Source organism: Mumia sp. zg.B17 (assembly GCF_019550915.1).
Classification (GTDB): Bacteria; Actinomycetota; Actinomycetes; order Propionibacteriales; family Nocardioidaceae; genus Mumia.
The window spans coordinates 81,730-98,401 of record NZ_JAHWCI010000002.1 but is presented as its reverse complement, the minus strand read 5'-3'; the positions used below and the strand labels follow the sequence as shown (position 1 = coordinate 98,401).

Here is a 16,672-nt window from a genome sequence, read left to right as displayed (position 1 = left end):
CGCACCGAGGTCACCGCACCGAGGTCGCCTGGGCAAGGGCCTACGTCGTCGTCATCTCCGCGACCAGCCAGTCTCCGTCGACCTTCTGCATCCTCACCACGACCGACAGCGCGGCGGGCGATCCGGGCTTCCCGTCGAGCGTGCGGGACTGGTCGACGAACGCGAGCACGCGGACGCGCGAGTCCGAGCACTCCTGACCGCACTCGAGCGGGGCGATCGCACGCACCGTCGCCGTCACGTCGATCTTGCGCTGCTTGGCCGCCGAGGCGACCTGCGGTGCCAGCTGCTCGTACTCCTTGGCGAAGTCCGAGGTCATCCGCTCGGTGGCGGCCTCGAGGTCCTCGGTCACCGTCGCGTGCCGATAGCTGAGCGTCGACTCGAGCGCGGACGACGCCGCCGAGGTGGCCTTCTCGGCGGCGTCCACCCGTGCCTCGGCGTCGCCCTCGGTCTGGCGGACCGCCAGCGTCGCCACGACCGCGAAGGCCACCGCCGCGACGGCGAGCACGGCCAGGGTGGCGAGGACGATCCGGGCACGTCGTGACAGCGGGGCCCGTGGGGTCCGCGGCGCGCGTGGACGGGCCTCGGGAGCCGCCTCGACGGCGTCGCTACCACCCTCCTCGACGGACGGCTCGGGGCCCTCCACCGGCTCGTCGTGCTCGTCACCGGGCGTGGCGGGACGTCGCCGCTCCCCCGCGATCCGAGGCCGTCGGTTGCTCATGACCCGCTCCCCTGCGTCGGCGTCGGCGTCGGTGCGGCACCCGGGGCCGGCGTCGCGGCCGTCTCCACCGTCACGTTGGTGAAGCTGTCGACCAACCAGCGGTCTCCCTCACGGACCAGCGCGACACGCCAGCGGAGCCGAGGCTGACCCACCTGGACGTCCTTGGGCTCGGTCTCCACCGTGATCGCGGCGAGCACCTCGGCGCTGTCGTCGTCGATGCTCTCGATCGCCACCTGCTCGACGTTGCCCTTCGACACGATCCCCGTGTCGGCGAACTGTCCGAGCAGGTCCTTGGTCGACGCCTCGAACTGCACGGCGAGATCGTCGGTCAGCAGCGGCTTCACGCGAGCGACGTACGGGTCGAGGTCCTTGACGTCGTAGGAGTTGACGCTGGTCGCGAACTTCTCCGTCGCCGCCCGGACGTCCTGGCGGGCGGCCGCGTCGGCGTACGCCGGGATCTGCGGACCCCGCACGAGCGCGACGACGCCGACCACCACCCCGGCGACCACCACCGCCGCGAGCGCCACAGCGAGCAGGCGGGTGCGGGTCAGCGTGCGACCGCCGGTCCGAGCAGCATCCACTTCCAGGACTCCTTCCCGAGGTCCGGGGCGTCAGGGATCGTCGTCGTGCCGCCGACGTCCACCTGACCCGTCGCCACATCGTACGTACCGAGAACCTCGCTCTCGTCACGTGTCACCCCCGCGGGGCTCGTGCCCCCCTTGGCGGCGGCCGCGGACCGCGGCTGCGGCTCGGCGCACGCGAACGCACGCTGCCACGCCACCGGGGTGCGGTCGAACGGCGTCCGCTGGCGCGACCGGGGCAGGTAGCCGGTCTCGCATGGGGCGTTCTCCGGCTGCAGCGAGAGGCTCATGCGCGCGGCGTACTGGCCGGTGCGCGAGTCCTTGGCGATGATCGAGAAGGCGCTCTCGACGCCGTACGGGGCGATGACCAGGACCCCACGGATCCCGTCGAGGCGTCCGCGCACCACGGTGTTGAGCCGGATCGCGTCACTGAGCAGTGACGCGATGTCGTCGGCGTTCTCGCTGAGGACGGTCCGGAGCGTGGCCGCGGTCGGGGCGCCCGTGTCGAGAACGGTGCGCAGGTCCTGGTCCGAGGTCCGCATGGCGGTCGAGAGGTCGCGCAGGTTCGTGGCGAACGCGCGGATGTCGTCCTGGCCGTCGACCTGGGTCTGGAGCACCGTGGTCGACTCGCGGATCAGGTCGGCGGTCATCGCGTACTTCTGGTCGGCCTTGGTGATGAACGAGCTCGTCGCGTCGATGGTGGTGCGGATGTCCTTGCCCGACCCCTCGAAGGCCGCCCCCAGCTCGGTGATGACGGTGCTGAGGTCGTCGGCGTCGACGGACGACAGCAGCCCGCTCACGTCGGTGATCAAGGTGCGGGTGTCGACCGGGACGCGGGTGCGCTCACGGGCGACCACGTCGTCCTCGCCGAGGAACGGCCCGGCGGCCCCCTCGGGCTGGAAGTCGAGGTACTGCTCGCCGACGGCGGACTTGTTGGCGACGACGACCGCGGTGTCAGCGGGGATCCGAGGCGCGTCCTCGTCGATCCGCACCTCCACGTCGACACCGTCAGCGGTCAGCCACATCTCCTTGACCCGGCCCACGCTCACGCCGCGGTACGTCACGTCGGCACCGGTGAAGATGCCGCCCGACTCGGCCATCTCGACGGTGACGGAATAGCCGCTGCCGCCGATCAGCCGGTCGAGCCGGGCATAGGTCGCCCCGACGTAGGCGATGCCCACGAGCGTGATCACGAGGAAGAGCACGAGCTGCACGCGTACGCGACGGGTGATCACGGCGCCACCACCGTCCGCGCCATCACGCCTGCGACGTCGGCACTGCGCAGGGCCGCCTTGAGCGACGCCCGCTCGGCCTCGGTCATGAGGCCGATGGTCTTGGTGAAGTCGGTGGTGAAGTCGAGGGACACGTTGGTGTAGTCGCCCATCTGGTACGCCGCCGCCTGCTCGGGGTTGTCTCCCAGCAGGCTGTCGGGGAACGGGAACGTCGGCAGCACCTCGAGCGAGCTGATCAGCGCGTCCCCTGCGGAGGCGAGGTTGTCCAGCACCGGGTTGAGCGCCTTCAGGTCTGCGACGACGGACTGCTTGGACTTGACGATGACCTCGGTGCCGACGCCGCTCAGCGTGTTGAGCGCTCCCAGCATGCGCACCAGGTTGGCCCGCTGCGCGTTCACGGTCTGGAGCGCTGCCGGCAGGTCGTCGAGGGCGTCGTCGATCGCGGACTGCTGAGTCCTGGTCGCCTTCGCGAGCGCGTCGATCTGCTCGATGGCGACGACGATCTCCTTCTTGGAGGCCTCGGCCGTGCCGACGAACTCGTCGAGGCGACGCAGGAGCGTGCGCATGTTGGCCTCTCTCCCGGTCGTGGCCGCGTTGAGCTCGCGGGCGATGACCTGGATCTTGTCCACCGCCCCGCCGTTGAGGACGAGCGAGAGGGCGCCGAGGACCTGCTCGACCTCGGGGGTGTGGCCCGAGCGCGCCAGCGGGATGCGGTCACCCTCGGACAACCGGCCCTGCGCGCCCGAGGGAGGCGGGGCGAGCGACACGAACTTCTCGCCCAGGATGCTGGTCTGGCGGATCGCGGCGAGGGCATTGTCGGGGAGCTCGACGTCGCCGTTGACCTTCATCGTGACGACGGCCTGCCACCCGTCGAGCGCCACGTCGGTCACCCGGCCGACGGAGACGTCGTTGACCTTCACCGCGCTCTGCGGCACGAGGTCGAGGACGTCCTCGAACTCCACGACGACGGTGTACGGGTCGTCACCAAGGTCGGCGCCACCGGGGAGGGGAAGGTCTCCGACGCTGCCGCGTCCGCATCCTGCCGTCAGCACCAGAGCAGCCGCGAGCACCACCGCCGCCCTCGCGCGTCCGAACGTCTCACGCATCACGCCACCCCCATCAGAGCCACGAGACCGGCGTCGTCCGAGGCGTCCGCCCCACCGGCGTCGCCGGGTGCCGGCGGCTCGGCGGCCGGGGACGCGGCTCCGTCGGAGCTCGTACGCCTCGCCTGGTCGGCGAGCCACCACACCAGCTGATCAGAGAGGGCGTAGCACGTCGTCCTGTACTTCGGGTTCTGGTTGGAGGCCAGACCGCAGTAAGCCCCGACGTACACCGCTTCGGTGAGCGTGCGGTACCTGCCGTCGTCCTTGCGCAGGATGGTGGCGCGGGTGTCGAGGGTGCCCGTGGTCGGGTTGTAGGCCGTCGCCAGGTTGGACAGCGCCTTGGGCCCGCGGTCCAGGAGTGCGGCAAGGTTCTTGCGCTGGTCGGCGAGCGACTCGGTGACGTCGGCGAGCCCGTCGACGTTCTTGCGGAGGCTCGCACGGTTCTCGGCCACGTACGACTGGACCGTGCCAAGGGCCGCCGCCAGCTCTCGCAGGGCCGCCTGGAGGTCGTCGCGCTCCCCCGCCAGCACCGTCGACACGTCGGCGAGACTCGAGTTGAACGACCGCACCGAGGCGTCGTTCTGCTCGAGCGCCGAGACGAAGCGCTCGATCTTCTCCATCGACGAGAAGAGCTCGTCCTTGGACCCGTCGGCCGTCGTCGTCACCTTGGCGAGTGCGGCGATGCTGCGGCGGATCTCCTCGCCCCGGCCGTCGAGGTTGTCAGCCGACGTCTCCAGGAGCGTGCTCAGGGCTCCGTCGGCGTTCGCTCCCTGCGGACCGAGCGCCTTCGCCACCCGGTCGAGCGCCTCGTAGCTCTCGTCGAGCTCGGTCGGAGTGGCCGAGCGCTCCTGGTCGAGGTGAGCGCCGTCGGCGAGCTTGGGGCCGCCGGCGTACGCCGGCGTGAGCTGGACGAAGCGGTCCCCGACCACCGAGGGCGACACGATCACCGCGGTGACGTCGGCGGGCACCGCGTAGTCGGCGTCCCACGAGATCTTGACCCGGACGGTCGACCCGCGCGGCGTGATGGACTCGACCGTCCCGACGTCGACCCCGAGGATGCGCACGGTCGACCCCTCGTAGAGGGAGACGGTCCGGTCGAAGTCGACGGTCGCCGTCTGCTTCTCCGACCGTGGCAGCAGGATCACGACCAGGGCCGCGACGAGTGCGAGGACGAGCACCGCCGCGACGCCCTCGACGACGCGACGGGAGACCCGGGGGGCGCGCGTGACGTCGGCGCTCACAGTCCGTCCTCCAGTCCGAGGATGCTCAGCAGGTTGTAGAGGAACCCGTCGAGCCACGGTCCGTTGCCTCCGTTGCTCGCCACCATGGAGTAGAACGCCGGCAGCTGCTCGAGGGCCGACTCGATGTTCTTCTCGTTGGCCTTCAGGACCTTCACCACGCCGGCGAGACGGTCGAGCGCCGGCTTGAGGTCGGCCTTCGTGTCCGCGACGAGCTTCTGGATCTCGTCGGACATGCGGGTGACGCCGACCAGGACGTCGTGGATGGCCTGCCGGCGCTGGGTGAGCGCCTCGAACAGCACTCCCCCGTCCTCGAACAGCGACACGACCTCGGAGTTGCGGTCGGCGAGCACACCGGAGATGCCGTCGATGTTCTTGAGCAACGTCTTGATCTCGGCGTCCCGAGCGGCGAGGTTCTCCGACAGCGCGGTGACACCCCGGACCGCCTTCTGGAACTCCTCCGGCGTCTTCGACGTGACCTCTCCGAGGGTGCGCATCGCGTACGCCAGCTGGTCGGTGTCGATCTGCTGGGTCGTCTCGCTGAGGTCGGAGAACGCCTGGACGATGTCGTACGGAGGGGTCGTCCGCGAGGCGGGGATGACGCTCCCCGGCTCGAGGGTGCCGCCCCCTGCGGGCTCGAGGCTGACGTACATCGTCCCGAGCAGCGTCTTGATCCGGACCGATGCGCCTGTCGCCTTCCCGAGGCGGTCGCGCTCGTCCTTGATCCGGAACGACACGCGCACCTTGTCGCCCTCCAGCTCGAGGTCGTCGACCTCCCCGACCAGCACACCAGCCATCCGGACGTCGTCACCCTTCTTCAGGCCGCCGACCTCGGTGAACTCGGCGGCGTACGTCGGCCCGCTGCCGACCAGCGGCAGCTTGCTCGCCTGGCTGGCCACCACCAGGAACAGGGCGATCACGAGCACGCTCACCGCACCGACGACGGCGGCGTTGCGCTCGCGGAACGGCTTCATCGCACGCATCGGCTCACCCCTGGTCCCGTCACGGTCACGCGCCTGGTGGTCTTGAACGGGCGGGCGTTCTCCCACCCCGGCACCCCGCTCAACGACGGCAGCTTGCCGTCGATGCCGACGTCGCAGACGTAGAAGTTGAAGAACGAGCCGTACTGGCCGGTCCTGCCGATCCGGTCGATCTTGATCGGAAGGATCTGGAGGGTGCTGTCGAGGGCCTGGCGTGCACGCTTGGTGCCGATCTGTGCGGTGAGGTCCCGCAGGTGCGAGATGTCGGCGGTGAGGTCGGGCCTCACCGCGGTGAGGAGCCCGGCCGTCTCGTTGGTCAGCGACGCGATGTCGTCGAGCGAGCCGGTGAGGACCCCCCGGTCGTCCTTCAGCCCGGTGATGAGCTGCTGCAGGGTCGAGATCGTGCTGGACAGCTCGGCGTCGCGGGCGTTGAACGACTTGAGCACCGTCGTCAGGTTGGTGATCACCGACCCGATCAGGTCGTCACGGTCGGCGAGGGTCTGGGTCAGCGACGCGGTGTGACCGAGCAGCGACTCGACGGTGCCGCTCTCGCCCTGGAAGACCTGGATGAGCTCGTACGCCAGCTGGTTCGTGTCGTCGGGCGACAGCGCCTGGAAGAGCGGCTTGAAGCCGGCGAAGAGGACGGTGAGGTCGAGCGCGGGCTGCGTCCTCGACATCGGGATCGTGTCACCCGGCTCGAGGCGCCGGCTCGTCCCCTCGGCGCCCTCGGTGAGCGAGAGGTAGCGCTGGCCGATCATGTTGCGGTAGCGCAGCGTCGCCAGGGTGCTCTCTGTCAGGGTCACGTCGGAGTCGACGCTGAAGGTGACCTCGGCAGTCGCGTCGGAGTCGACCCGCACACCGACGACGTTGCCCACGCGCACCCCGGCGATCCGGACGTCGTCGCCCTCGACGAGGCTCGTGACGTCGGCGAAGACCGCCTTGTACTCCTTGGTGTCGAGGAACGAGACGTTGCCGATCACGACGGCGAGGATCCCGGTGAGCGTCCCGGTGACCACGAGGAACAGCAGCAGGCGGACGAGCGCTCCGCTGGTCTTGCGGTCGAGCCGGGGGTCGAGCGTACGGCGGCGTCGGCGGCGACTCATCCGAACGTCACCTCCGCCCCACGCAGCACCGGTCCGACCAGCGCCTGCGCGACGTCGGGCACGTCCTCGGCCGCCACACCCAGCGCCGGCGCGAGCACGGCATCGATCTGCTCCTCCTCGGCCTGCGAGCCGGCGGGGCTCACCCTGGCGGGTGCCACCAGCGGGGCGGCCTTGCCGAGCGGGCCGTCGATGCCCAGCTGGCGGAGCAGGGCGTTGCTCATGCCCGGAGCGGGCCGGGAGCCGTCGTACGGGGTCGAGGGCAGGGTCGAGCACGTCGGGTCGAGCGCACTCCCGCCCCCGCTGACCGGCGGGAGGTCGGCGGCGTCACGGCGGTCGTACGCCCGCGGCGAGCGCGCCGCGAACTCGACCGTGACGTGGGCCCGGTTGTCTCGGAACGCCGAGTCGATGCGCGGCTTGAGCCGGTCGACCCCCTTCAGCACGCAGCCGATGGTCGGGGCATAGTCGGCCAGCAGCTCGAGCGTCGGACGGGACTGACGCGCGAGCGTGATGAGGTCGTCGCCGGTCCGGTCGAGGAAGGCGTCGGCGGTGGTCGCGAACGCTGCCGTCTCGACGAAGAGCGCCTGCAGCTGCGCCTTGCGGCCGGTCAGCGTGTTGCCGGTGACGACCGCGTTGCGCAGCGTCTGCCCGACCTCGGGCATCACGTCGGCGTAGGTCTGCGCCGTCTCGCCGAGGAGCGTGATGTCCTCGACGATCCGCGGGGCGAGCGGGGTGATCTTCTGGAGGTAGGCCTCGAGGGTCTCGAGGGATGCGCCGATCGCCTCCCCCTGGCCGTCCAACGCCTCGGCCACCGCGTTGAGCGTGTAGGAGAGGTCGGCCGGGTTGAGCGCGGTGAGGATCGGGTCCAGGTCCACCAGGAGAGTCTCGACCTCGGCCGGCAGGTCGGCCTGCGCGATGACGTCGCCGGACTCGATCGGGGTACCGGCCGAGGCCGCCACCGGTTGCAGGTCGACGAACTTCTCGCCGAACAGCGTCTTCGGCACGATGAGCGCCTCTACGTCGGAGGGGATGAGGGGCTGGTAGTCGGGGTCGATCATCAGGTGGATCGTGGCGCGTCCGGTGTCGGAGGTGATGTCGGAGACCCGGCCCACGATGACTCCGCGGAGCTTGACGTCGGCGTTGCGGTTGAGCTGCAGGCCGACGCTCTCGCTGCGGATGGTCACCGGGACGTCGCCGGAGAACTGCTTGGTGAACACCGCGTACGTCGCGTAAACCGCAAGGATCAGCAGCGCGAGCATGACGACACCCAGCGCGCGGAGGGCGCCCGGACGGTCGAGAGCAGGGGTGCGCGCCATCAGCCGGCCAGCCTCACGGTCGTCGTCGTCCCCCAGATGGCCATCGACATCATCAGGTCCACGACGTTGATCATGACGATGGACGTGCGCACCGCCCGGCCCACGGCGACGCCGACGCCGACGGGGCCGCCCGACGCGTAGTAGCCGTAGTAGCAGTGGATCAGGATGACGACGACGGCGAACACGATCACCTTCACGAACGACCACAGCACGTCCTCCGGAGGGAGGAAGAGCGTGAAGTAGTGGTCGTACGTCCCCGTGCTCTGGCCGTAGATCACCGTCACGGTCAGCCGGGTCGCGAAGTACGACGCCAGCAGGCCGACGACGTAGAGCGGGACGATCGCGACCAGACCGGCGATCACCCGCGTCGTCACGAGGTACGGCAGGGACGGCACGGCCATCACCTCGAGGGCGTCGACCTCCTCGGAGATGCGCATCGCGCCGAGCTGGGCGGTGAACCCGCAGCCGACGGTGGCCGCGAGCGCGATGCCCGCGACCAGCGGAGCGATCTCGCGGGTGTTGAAGTAGGCGGAGAAGAAGCCGGAGAACGCGCTGGTGCCGAGCTGGTCGAGGGCGGTGAACCCCTGGAGGCCGACCTCCGTGCCGGTGAAGAACGACATCGCGCTGATGACACCCACGGTGCCGCCGATGACGGCGAGCGCCCCGCGGCCGAACGTGACCTCCGAGAGGATGCGGAGGATCTCCCGCGGATAGTGCACGACCGTCCGCGGGACCCAGGCGATCACCCGCAGATAGAAGGCGAGGTGCCGCCCGAGCGCGTCCAGCCCTCCGAGGGGTCGCTGGTAGATCGCTCTCACGTCGGCCATGTCACAACGCCTTGGCCGGGACGAGCTGGAAGTAGAGCGCGCTCATCACGAAGTTCGCCATGAAGAGGAGCAGGAAGGTCACGACGACGGACTCCATCACGGCCTGCCCGACGCCTTGGGGGCCTCCGTCGGCGTTCATGCCCTTGTAGGCGGCGACGATCGCCGCGATGAAGCCGAACACGAGCGCCTTCGCCAAGCCCTGCCACAGGTCGGCGGTCTGGGCGAGCGCCGTGAAGGACGCGAGGTAGGCACCGGGCGTGCCGCCCTGGAGGACGACGTTGAAGACGTAGCCGCCGACCACGCCGACCACGCTGACCAGGCCGTTGAGGAAGACGGCGATCAGCATGCACGCGAGGACGCGCGGCACGACGAGCCGCTGGATCGGGTCGATGCCGAGCACCATCATCGCGTCGAGCTCTTCGCGGATCTTGCGCGCGCCGAGGTCCGCAGCGATCGCGGAGCCGCCGGCACCTGCGACCAGCAGCGCGGTCGCGATGGGTCCCGCCTCCCGGACCACGGCGAGGACGGCGGCGGAGCCGGTGAACGACTGGGCGCCGAACTGCTGGATGAGGCTGCCGGCCTGGAGCGCGATCACCGCACCGAACGGGATGGCGACCAGCGCCGTCGGGATGATCGTCACCGAGGCGATGAACCACGCCTGCTGGATGAACTCGCGCACCTGGAACGGCCGGCGGAAGACGCTGACCACGACGTCCGCCCCGAACGCGAAGAGCTTGCCTGCAGTCGCCAGCGGCGCCGTGATGACGGTTGCGGCACTCACACCGCACCGCCGGACCGGACCGGCTGCTGCACGCCGACCGCTCCGAGGGACGTCGCGTCGTCGAGGAAGGAGCCCGGCGGCGGCGTGACGCCGTGGGTGGCGCACCACGCGCCCGGCGGCGCCTGGGTCGGCCGCGGCCGGCCGTCGGACGGCAGCATCTGGAGCGGGATCGGGGGCAGCGGCGGAAGGGTGCTGTGGTCCTCCAGCGCCAGCTCGTCGGCGTCCTTCTCCTCGCTCATGCCGATGGGGCCGATGGTCTGGGCGTTGAGGAACTGACGCACCGCCGGCTCCTCGCTGGAGAGCAGCATCTCGCGCGGCCCGAACATCGCCAAGTGCCGGTGGAACAGCAAGCCGATGTTGTCCGGCACGGTGCGCGCCGTGTTGATGTCGTGGGTGACGATCAGGAACGTCGCCTCGATCTGGGCGTTGAGATCGACGATCAGCTGGTTGATGAAGGCCGTACGGACCGGGTCGAGACCGGAGTCGGGCTCGTCGAAGAGCACGATCTCCGGCTCGAGCACGAGGGCACGGGCGAGTCCGGCGCGCTTGCGCATGCCGCCCGAGATCTCGCCGGGGAGCTTGTCCTCGGCACCGACCAGGCCCACCATCGTCATCTTCTCCATGACGATCTCCCGGATCTCGCTCTCCGACTTGCGCGTGTGCTCGCGCAGCGGGAAGGCGACGTTGTCGAACAACGTCATGGACCCGAACATCGCGCCGTCCTGGAAGAGGACGCCGAACAGCTTGCGGATGTCGTAGAGGTCCCGCTCGGTGCACGTCGCGATGTCGGTGCCCTCGATGAAGATGTGGCCCTCGTCGGGCTTGAGGAGGCCGATGAGGGCCTTCAAGAAGACGGACTTGCCGGTGCCTGACGGTCCGAGCATGACGCTGATCTGCCCAGCGGGCAGGGTCAGCGAGACATCACGCCAGATCGTCTGCTTGCCGAAGGACTTCGTCAGGCCTTCGACGCGTACCTCGACTCCCATCGGAGCTCCTTCGGGGGGACGGGCTCCTCGACCGGCGAGGGGCCACAAAGGATCAGCAGGGGGACGTCAGGCCTTGGCGCGACGACGAGTGCGGACGGCGAGGGCGAGGCGACCTGCCGCGGCGATGCCGAGGAGGGCGATCAGGCCGACGCCGACCGGCGAACCCGTCGCGGGGAGCGCCGTGGTCGTGTACGGGGCGACGCCGGGATCGCCGTCGCCGCTCCCGGATCCGCCGGAGCCACCAGATCCGCCGGAGTCGTTGCCGGGGGCGTTCGCGGGCGGGTTGATCACCGGCGGGTCCTGGCCGGCGCCACCACCGCCGCCCGCGCCACCGCCGCCCGCGCCACCGTCGTCGCCGCCACCGTTGCCGCCGCCACCGGGCGTCCCACCGGTTCTCGGCAGCGGGCAGTCGGTCTGCTCGCAGCCCTCGCCGACGGGGATGGTGCCGATCACTCGGGCAGCCGCGGTGTCCTCGTTGCGGGTGCACGTCAGCTCGGTCTCGCTGATCGCGCCGATGACGGGCGGGTTGAGCTTGGCATTGAGCGTGAAGACCTTGGGCATCTGGACGTAGATCAGACCGTTCGAGCCCTCCGGGAAGTCAGGGACGGTGATCTGGTCGACGGTGCCCTTGGCCGGGATCAGCAGCTGGCCCGACGCCGGCACGGGAACCATCGGCGAGCTGAGGCCGCGAACCTGGGGCTCCAGCGTGTCGACGAGCTTGCCGCCGGCGGCGACACCCTGGAGCAGGACTGTGGACGTCGCCGCACCGCCGACCGTGGTCACCTCCATCTTCTCGCGGATACGGGTCACCAGCGCGGGAGGAAGGATGAGGTCGAGCTCAGCGGCCGTGGCGGGGATCGTGTCGCCCGACTGGACCGCGTCCGGGAGCGTGGTGCGCGCATTCACCAGGAACCGCTGCGGGCCGCCGAGAGAGGTGTTGATGATCTCGTTGTCGGACTCGCAGGTGTAGGCGACCTGGTTGACCGAGGCCGGCTGGGCGGCCGCGACGGGGGCCAGGGCGAGCATCGCCCCTCCCACCAGCGCTGCGGCGGCCATGAGCGCGGTCCCTCGACGTGCGGCGGCGCTGACGCGCATCCGGATCTCCTCCCAGAAGCGACCGTGTGGTCTCCGGGAGCAGCGGTGCTACTCCCGGGTAATAACCGTGACTGTAACCAGAAGTTGCATTGTGACACAACCCACAGAACCCGAACTGAGACCCTCCAGGTCGTGACCCAGGTCACGTCATGGGACCGACGTTACTCCCTGCCGAGCCCGGGATGTCGCACCTGCCCCAGGACGCGCGAACGGGCGCCCACCCCACAGGGGGTGGACGCCCGTTCGACGAGCCTGGAGGACGTGCCTCCGTGCGCTGAGCGCAGCCTCAGAGAGCTGAGGTCACTTCAGCGTGACAGTGGCGCCGGCGCCCTCGAGGGACTCCTTGGCCTTGTCGGCGGCCTCCTTGTTGACACCCTCGAGGATCGCCTTCGGCGCACCCTCGACGAGGTCCTTGGCCTCCTTGAGACCGAGGCTCGTGAGCGCGCGGACCTCCTTGATGACCTGGATCTTCTTGTCGCCGGCCGACTCGAGGACGACGTCGAACTCGTCCTTCTCCTCGACAGCGGCAGCCTCGCCGGCGCCGCCGGCGGCAGGAGCCGCGGCGACCGCGACCGGAGCGGCAGCGGTGACGTCGAAGGTGTCCTCGAACTGCTTCACGAACTCGCTGAGCTCAAGAAGGGTCATCTCCTTGAAGGCGTCGAGCAGGTCCTCGGTGCTGAGCTTCGCCATGGTTGGCGTCCTTCCTGTTGGGGACCCCGAGGGGGGTCGGATACGTGATCGGGCCCTAGCCCTCGGAGCCCTCGGCCGCGGCCGGGGCTTCTTCGGTCTCGGCCGGAGCCGAGGGTGCGGGAGTCTCCTGCTCGACCTTGGTCTGCAGGGCTCCCACAGCACGCGCCGCCTGGGCGAGCGGTGCCTGGAACAGTGCGGCGGCCTTCGAGAGGTTCGCCTTCATGCCGCCCGCGAGTCGACCGAGGAGAACCTCGCGCGACTCGAGATCGGCAAGCTTCGTGATCTCGGCAGAGTCGAGCGCCTTCCCCTCGAGGAAGCCGCCCTTGATGACGAGCTTGTCGTTCGCCTTGGCGAAGTCACGCAGACCCTTGGCGACCTCGACCGGATCACCCTTGATGAAGGCGATGGCGGTCGGGCCGTTGAGCAGGTGGTCGACACCGTCGACACCGGCGTCGCGGGCCGCGATCTTGGTCAGCGTGTTCTTGGACACGGCGTAGTTGACGTTCTCACCGAGCGAGCGCCGCAGGTCCTGCAGCTGCTTCACGGTGAGACCGCGGTACTCGGTCAGCACAGCGCCGTTGGAGCTGCGGAACTCGTCCGCCAGCTCGGCAACCGCTGCGGCCTTGTCCGGTCGCGCCATGGTTCTCCTTCGTGTCGTACCCGCCGTGCGGCAGGTACCTGGTTCGTACGAAGGCCACCGGCGCAGCGAGCCCGGAAACGACGAACGCCCCGGCGCAGGGCACGGGGCGTGGCGCACGGTAGTGCGTCTCACTCGGTGAAACCTGCGCGGGCCGCCCGCGTGAGCGGGACCTTCGATCCGTGACACTCCCTTGCGGGCGAGTCGCGGACGACCGGCGGTCTTCGGCAACGTCCAGACTACGTGACCGAACCGCGCAGCACCAAATCGCCGGGTCAGCCGCCGAGCATCGACGACGCGTCTGTGACCTGGTCGGCCGGCGGTGCGGTGACCTCGACCTTCTTGCCCCAGTCGCTGAAGGTGATCTCGCTCTTGATCTGAGCGACGTCGAAGACGACCTTGCGCGGGAGGTCGTCCGGGCCGACCCAGTACTGGTAGGTGATCTCGTCGGGCAGCCTGGCGGCCGCCGAACCCTGGAGCTCGGTGATCTTGGAGGTGTCGAGCACCGCGTCGTAGCGCTTGGTCTCGACGCCGTCGATCATCTCGGTCTCGCCGGTGTCCTTGAGATCCTTCATGGCGCCCTTGAGCTTCTGGAGGCTCGCCGTCGGGTCCATCGACTCGCGCATCTGGTCGAAGGACCCGCCGACGGCGCCGGAGACGTCGTCGATGCCGATCTTCATCCACTTGCCGTCGGCCATCCCCTCGGCCTTGGTGTAGAGGGTGCCGTCGACCATGATGATCTTCATCGACTCCCCCGACATGTCCATCGACATGTCCATCGCGCTCTTGCGGGGGTCGCTCGCCGTCTTGACGTCCGCCTCGGCCTTCATCGTCTGACGGCCCCTGCTCATCGTCATCGTCAGCCGCGTCGTCTGGGCCTTCAGCTGGGCACCGGTGATCTCTTCGGCGAAGTTGCTCGTCGTGAGGACGGTGGCGCCGTCTCCCGCGCCGCCACCCGTCGACGACTCAGCGGCACCGGAGCCGCCGCCACCGTCGGCGGCCACGTCGGCGCTGCTTCCGCAGCCGGCGGTCAGGGCGAGAGCGAGGGCCGCGAGTGCGGTCGTCAGGGTTCGCGTGCGCATGCGTCCACGGTACCCCGCGGGACGATCATCCCGTCTTTCCTCTCCACCGGCCCTGGGAGGACGGGGAATGCAGCAGACGCCGCCTCCCTCAGGGAAGCGGCGCCTGCGGCGTCGTGCGTACGGCCTAGGAGGCCGTCACTCCTCGTCGGAGACGATGTTGCGGGTGCGGTTCGGGTCGATCGGGACGCCCGGGCCCATCGTCGTCGAGACGGTGACCTTCTTGAGGTAGCGCCCCTTCGAGCTGGCCGGCTTGAGCCGCAGGACCTCGTCGAGCGCGGCGGCGTAGTTCTCGGCCAGCGCGGTGGTGCTGAACGAGGCCTTGCCGATCACGAAGTGGAGGTTGGAGTGGCGGTCGATGCGGAACTCGATCTTGCCGCCCTTGATGTCCGAGACGGCCTTGGCGACGTTGGGCGTCACGGTGCCGGTCTTGGGGTTGGGCATCAGGTTGCGGGGGCCGAGCACACGACCCAGGCGACCGACCTTGCCCATCATGTCCGGCGTCGCGACGACGGCGTCGAAGTCGAGCCAGCCGCCCTGGATCTTCTCGACGAGGTCGTCGGAGCCCACGTAGTCGGCACCCGCCTCGCGAGCCGCGTCGGCGTTGGCGCCGGTCGCGAACACGAGGACGCGAGCGGTCTTGCCGGTGCCGTTGGGCAGGTTGACCGTGCCGCGGACCATCTGGTCGGCCTTGCGGGGATCGACGCCGAGGCGCATGGACACGTCGACGGTCGAGTCGAAGTTCTTCGACCCTGACTGCTTCACGAGCTCCATCGCCTCGAGCGGGGCGTACAGCGCGTCCTTGTCGATCTTCTTGGCGGCGTTCTCGTACGCCTTGCTGTGCTGAGACATTCTGGTTCTTCTCTCTCTACCAGTCGTGGTCGTCGGGCCCAGCTGGCCCTGCCACAGTTCGGTCGGTCGGGACGACGAGTCAGTCGACGGTGACGCCCATGGAGCGAGCGGTGCCGGCGATGATCTCCATCGCGGCGTCGATGTCGTTCGCGTTGAGGTCGGGCAGCTTGGTCTGGGCGATCTCGCGGACCTGGTCCTTGGAGATCGAGCCGACCTTGTCCGTGTGCGGGACGGACGAGCCCTTCTGCAGGCCCGCGGCCTTCTTGATCATCTCCGCAGCCGGCGGCGTCTTGGTGACGAAGGTGAACGACCGGTCCTCGTAGATCGTGATCTCGACCGGGACGATGTTGCCGCGCATGGACTCCGTCGCGGCGTTGTACGCCTTGCAGAACTCCATGATGTTGACGCCGTGCGGACCGAGCGCGGTACCGACCGGCGGGGCCGGCGTGGCGGCGCCGGCCTGGAGCTGCACCTTGACGAGGGCAGCGATCTTCTTCTTCGGAGGCATATCTCTTTTCCTTCTCGTGGTAACGGTGGGCCTGCCTCGGCCCTCCCACTGGTGGTGCTCGGGAGCACCCGTTCGAGCGTACCGGGCGCTCAGACCCGTTCGATCTGGGCGAAGCTGAGCTCGACCGGGGTCTCCCGACCGAAGATCTCGACGAGCGCCCGAACTCGCTGGGCGTCGACGTTCATCTCCGTGATCGTGGCGTGCAGGGTCGCGAACGGACCGTCCACGACCATGACCGAGTCGCCGACCGCGAAGTCGGTGAACTCGACCTTCGGCGCCTGCGCCTGCGCCGACGACGAGGCCGCTGCCGGCTGCTCGACCGCGGCCTGCGCCTCGATGGCGGGAGCGAGCATGCTCTCCACCTCGGCGAGGGTCAGCGGCACAGGCTGGTGGGCGTTGCCCACGAAGCCGGTGACGGACGGCGTGTTGCGGACCGTCGACCAGGACTCGTCGGTGAGGTCCATGCGGACCAGGACGTAGCCGGGGAGGACGGTGCGCTTGACCAGCTTGCGCTGGCCGTTCTTGATCTCGGCGACCTCTTCGGTCGGCACGACGATCTCGAAGATGTAGTCCTCCATGTGCATGGAGGTCGTGCGGTTCTCGAGGTTCGACTTCACCCTGTTCTCCATGCCGGAGTAGGTGTGAACGACGTACCAGTCGCCGAACTGGCTGTGGAGCTTCTCGCGGAACTCCGCGAGGGGGTCTGACGCGACGGCCTCGAGCTCGGGCTCGCCGTCGGTCTCCGCCTCGATGTCGGCGGCGTCCGCGGCCGCCGCGGCAGCCGCCTCCTCGTCGAGCGTGGCGTCGGCGATCAGCGCCTCTGCCTCCGGATCGACGGTGGCGCCCCGCTCGATCGCGGCGTCGGCGGCCAGGCCCTCGGTCACGTCCTCACCCTGGGCGAGGTAGGCGCCGTCGGTCGACGTCTCGGCGATCTGGTCCTCGACCTCGG

Annotated in this window: 18 protein-coding genes; all 18 read right to left on the bottom strand. The window is 69.5% G+C overall.

Features of this window, described 5'->3' with window-relative positions; translation table 11 throughout:
* Nucleotides 1–40 precede the first annotated feature (40 nt).
* The 18 genes from KV097_RS01790 to nusG all read right to left on the bottom strand — a co-directional run bounded on the left by KV097_RS01790 (nucleotide 41) and on the right by nusG (nucleotide 16,607).
* Complete coding sequence (locus KV097_RS01790; RefSeq protein ID WP_220345328.1) at nucleotides 41–718, bottom strand: hypothetical protein; 678 nt, start codon at nucleotides 716–718, stop codon at nucleotides 41–43.
* On the bottom strand, nucleotides 715–1,299 hold the full coding sequence (locus tag KV097_RS01785; RefSeq protein ID WP_220342079.1) for a hypothetical protein: 585 nt from the start codon (nucleotides 1,297–1,299) through the stop codon (nucleotides 715–717). Before KV097_RS01785 ends, KV097_RS01790 begins: the two co-directional genes overlap by 4 nt.
* Nucleotides 1,266–2,534, bottom strand: coding sequence for an MCE family protein (locus KV097_RS01780; protein ID WP_220364936.1), 1,269 nt, complete (start codon nucleotides 2,532–2,534; stop codon nucleotides 1,266–1,268). The genes KV097_RS01785 and KV097_RS01780 overlap by 34 nt, the downstream gene beginning before the upstream one ends.
* Entirely contained in the window at nucleotides 2,531–3,637 is a 1,107-nt protein-coding gene (locus tag KV097_RS01775; RefSeq protein WP_220364935.1) for an MCE family protein, read from the bottom strand. The genes KV097_RS01780 and KV097_RS01775 overlap by 4 nt, the downstream gene beginning before the upstream one ends.
* Nucleotides 3,637–4,875: an MCE family protein gene (locus tag KV097_RS01770; protein WP_220345330.1), complete on the bottom strand. Its 1,239-nt coding sequence runs from the start codon at nucleotides 4,873–4,875 to the stop codon at nucleotides 3,637–3,639. Before KV097_RS01770 ends, KV097_RS01775 begins: the two co-directional genes overlap by 1 nt.
* Entirely contained in the window at nucleotides 4,872–5,855 is a 984-nt protein-coding gene (locus tag KV097_RS01765; RefSeq protein WP_220342083.1) for an MCE family protein, read from the bottom strand. The genes KV097_RS01770 and KV097_RS01765 overlap by 4 nt, the downstream gene beginning before the upstream one ends.
* Nucleotides 5,843–6,955, bottom strand: a complete 1,113-nt coding sequence (locus KV097_RS01760) for an MCE family protein (protein WP_220345331.1) — start codon at nucleotides 6,953–6,955, stop codon at nucleotides 5,843–5,845. The genes KV097_RS01765 and KV097_RS01760 overlap by 13 nt, the downstream gene beginning before the upstream one ends.
* Nucleotides 6,952–8,268, bottom strand: coding sequence for an MCE family protein (locus tag KV097_RS01755; protein WP_220342085.1), 1,317 nt, complete (start codon nucleotides 8,266–8,268; stop codon nucleotides 6,952–6,954). Before KV097_RS01755 ends, KV097_RS01760 begins: the two co-directional genes overlap by 4 nt.
* Entirely contained in the window at nucleotides 8,268–9,095 is an 828-nt protein-coding gene (locus tag KV097_RS01750; RefSeq protein ID WP_220342086.1) for an ABC transporter permease, read from the bottom strand. The genes KV097_RS01755 and KV097_RS01750 overlap by 1 nt, the downstream gene beginning before the upstream one ends.
* Nucleotide 9,096: 1 nt before the next feature.
* Nucleotides 9,097–9,876 (bottom strand): ABC transporter permease, encoded by a 780-nt coding sequence (locus KV097_RS01745; protein WP_301021467.1) that lies wholly within the window; start codon nucleotides 9,874–9,876, stop codon nucleotides 9,097–9,099.
* Nucleotides 9,873–10,862 (bottom strand): ABC transporter ATP-binding protein, encoded by a 990-nt coding sequence (locus KV097_RS01740; protein WP_220342087.1) that lies wholly within the window; start codon nucleotides 10,860–10,862, stop codon nucleotides 9,873–9,875. The genes KV097_RS01745 and KV097_RS01740 overlap by 4 nt, the downstream gene beginning before the upstream one ends.
* 66 nt (nucleotides 10,863–10,928) lie before the next feature.
* On the bottom strand, nucleotides 10,929–11,957 hold the full coding sequence (locus KV097_RS01735) for a DUF6801 domain-containing protein (RefSeq protein WP_220342088.1): 1,029 nt from the start codon (nucleotides 11,955–11,957) through the stop codon (nucleotides 10,929–10,931).
* A gap of 300 nt (nucleotides 11,958–12,257) precedes the next feature.
* Nucleotides 12,258–12,647 carry a 50S ribosomal protein L7/L12 gene (gene rplL, locus KV097_RS01730; RefSeq protein ID WP_220342089.1) on the bottom strand — a complete coding sequence of 130 codons (390 nt, stop codon included), beginning with the start codon at nucleotides 12,645–12,647 and terminating at the stop codon, nucleotides 12,258–12,260.
* 55 nt (nucleotides 12,648–12,702) lie between these two features.
* Nucleotides 12,703–13,287 (bottom strand): 50S ribosomal protein L10, encoded by a 585-nt coding sequence (rplJ, locus tag KV097_RS01725; RefSeq protein ID WP_220342090.1) that lies wholly within the window; start codon nucleotides 13,285–13,287, stop codon nucleotides 12,703–12,705.
* Nucleotides 13,288–13,559: 272 nt separating this feature from the next.
* The gene (locus KV097_RS01720; RefSeq protein WP_220342091.1) at nucleotides 13,560–14,366 is read right to left on the bottom strand and encodes a DUF6612 family protein; all 807 of its coding nucleotides are present in this window, start codon (nucleotides 14,364–14,366) and stop codon (nucleotides 13,560–13,562) included.
* A 135-nt stretch (nucleotides 14,367–14,501) separates the two neighbouring features.
* The gene (gene rplA, locus KV097_RS01715; RefSeq protein ID WP_220342092.1) at nucleotides 14,502–15,215 is read right to left on the bottom strand and encodes a 50S ribosomal protein L1; all 714 of its coding nucleotides are present in this window, start codon (nucleotides 15,213–15,215) and stop codon (nucleotides 14,502–14,504) included.
* 79 nt (nucleotides 15,216–15,294) lie between these two features.
* The gene (rplK, locus tag KV097_RS01710; protein WP_220342093.1) at nucleotides 15,295–15,723 is read right to left on the bottom strand and encodes a 50S ribosomal protein L11; all 429 of its coding nucleotides are present in this window, start codon (nucleotides 15,721–15,723) and stop codon (nucleotides 15,295–15,297) included.
* Between the two features lie 89 nt (nucleotides 15,724–15,812).
* A complete protein-coding gene (gene nusG, locus KV097_RS19610) occupies nucleotides 15,813–16,607 on the bottom strand; it encodes a transcription termination/antitermination protein NusG (protein WP_374106975.1) in 795 nt (264 codons plus the stop codon).
* Between the last annotated feature and the right edge of the window lie 65 nt (nucleotides 16,608–16,672).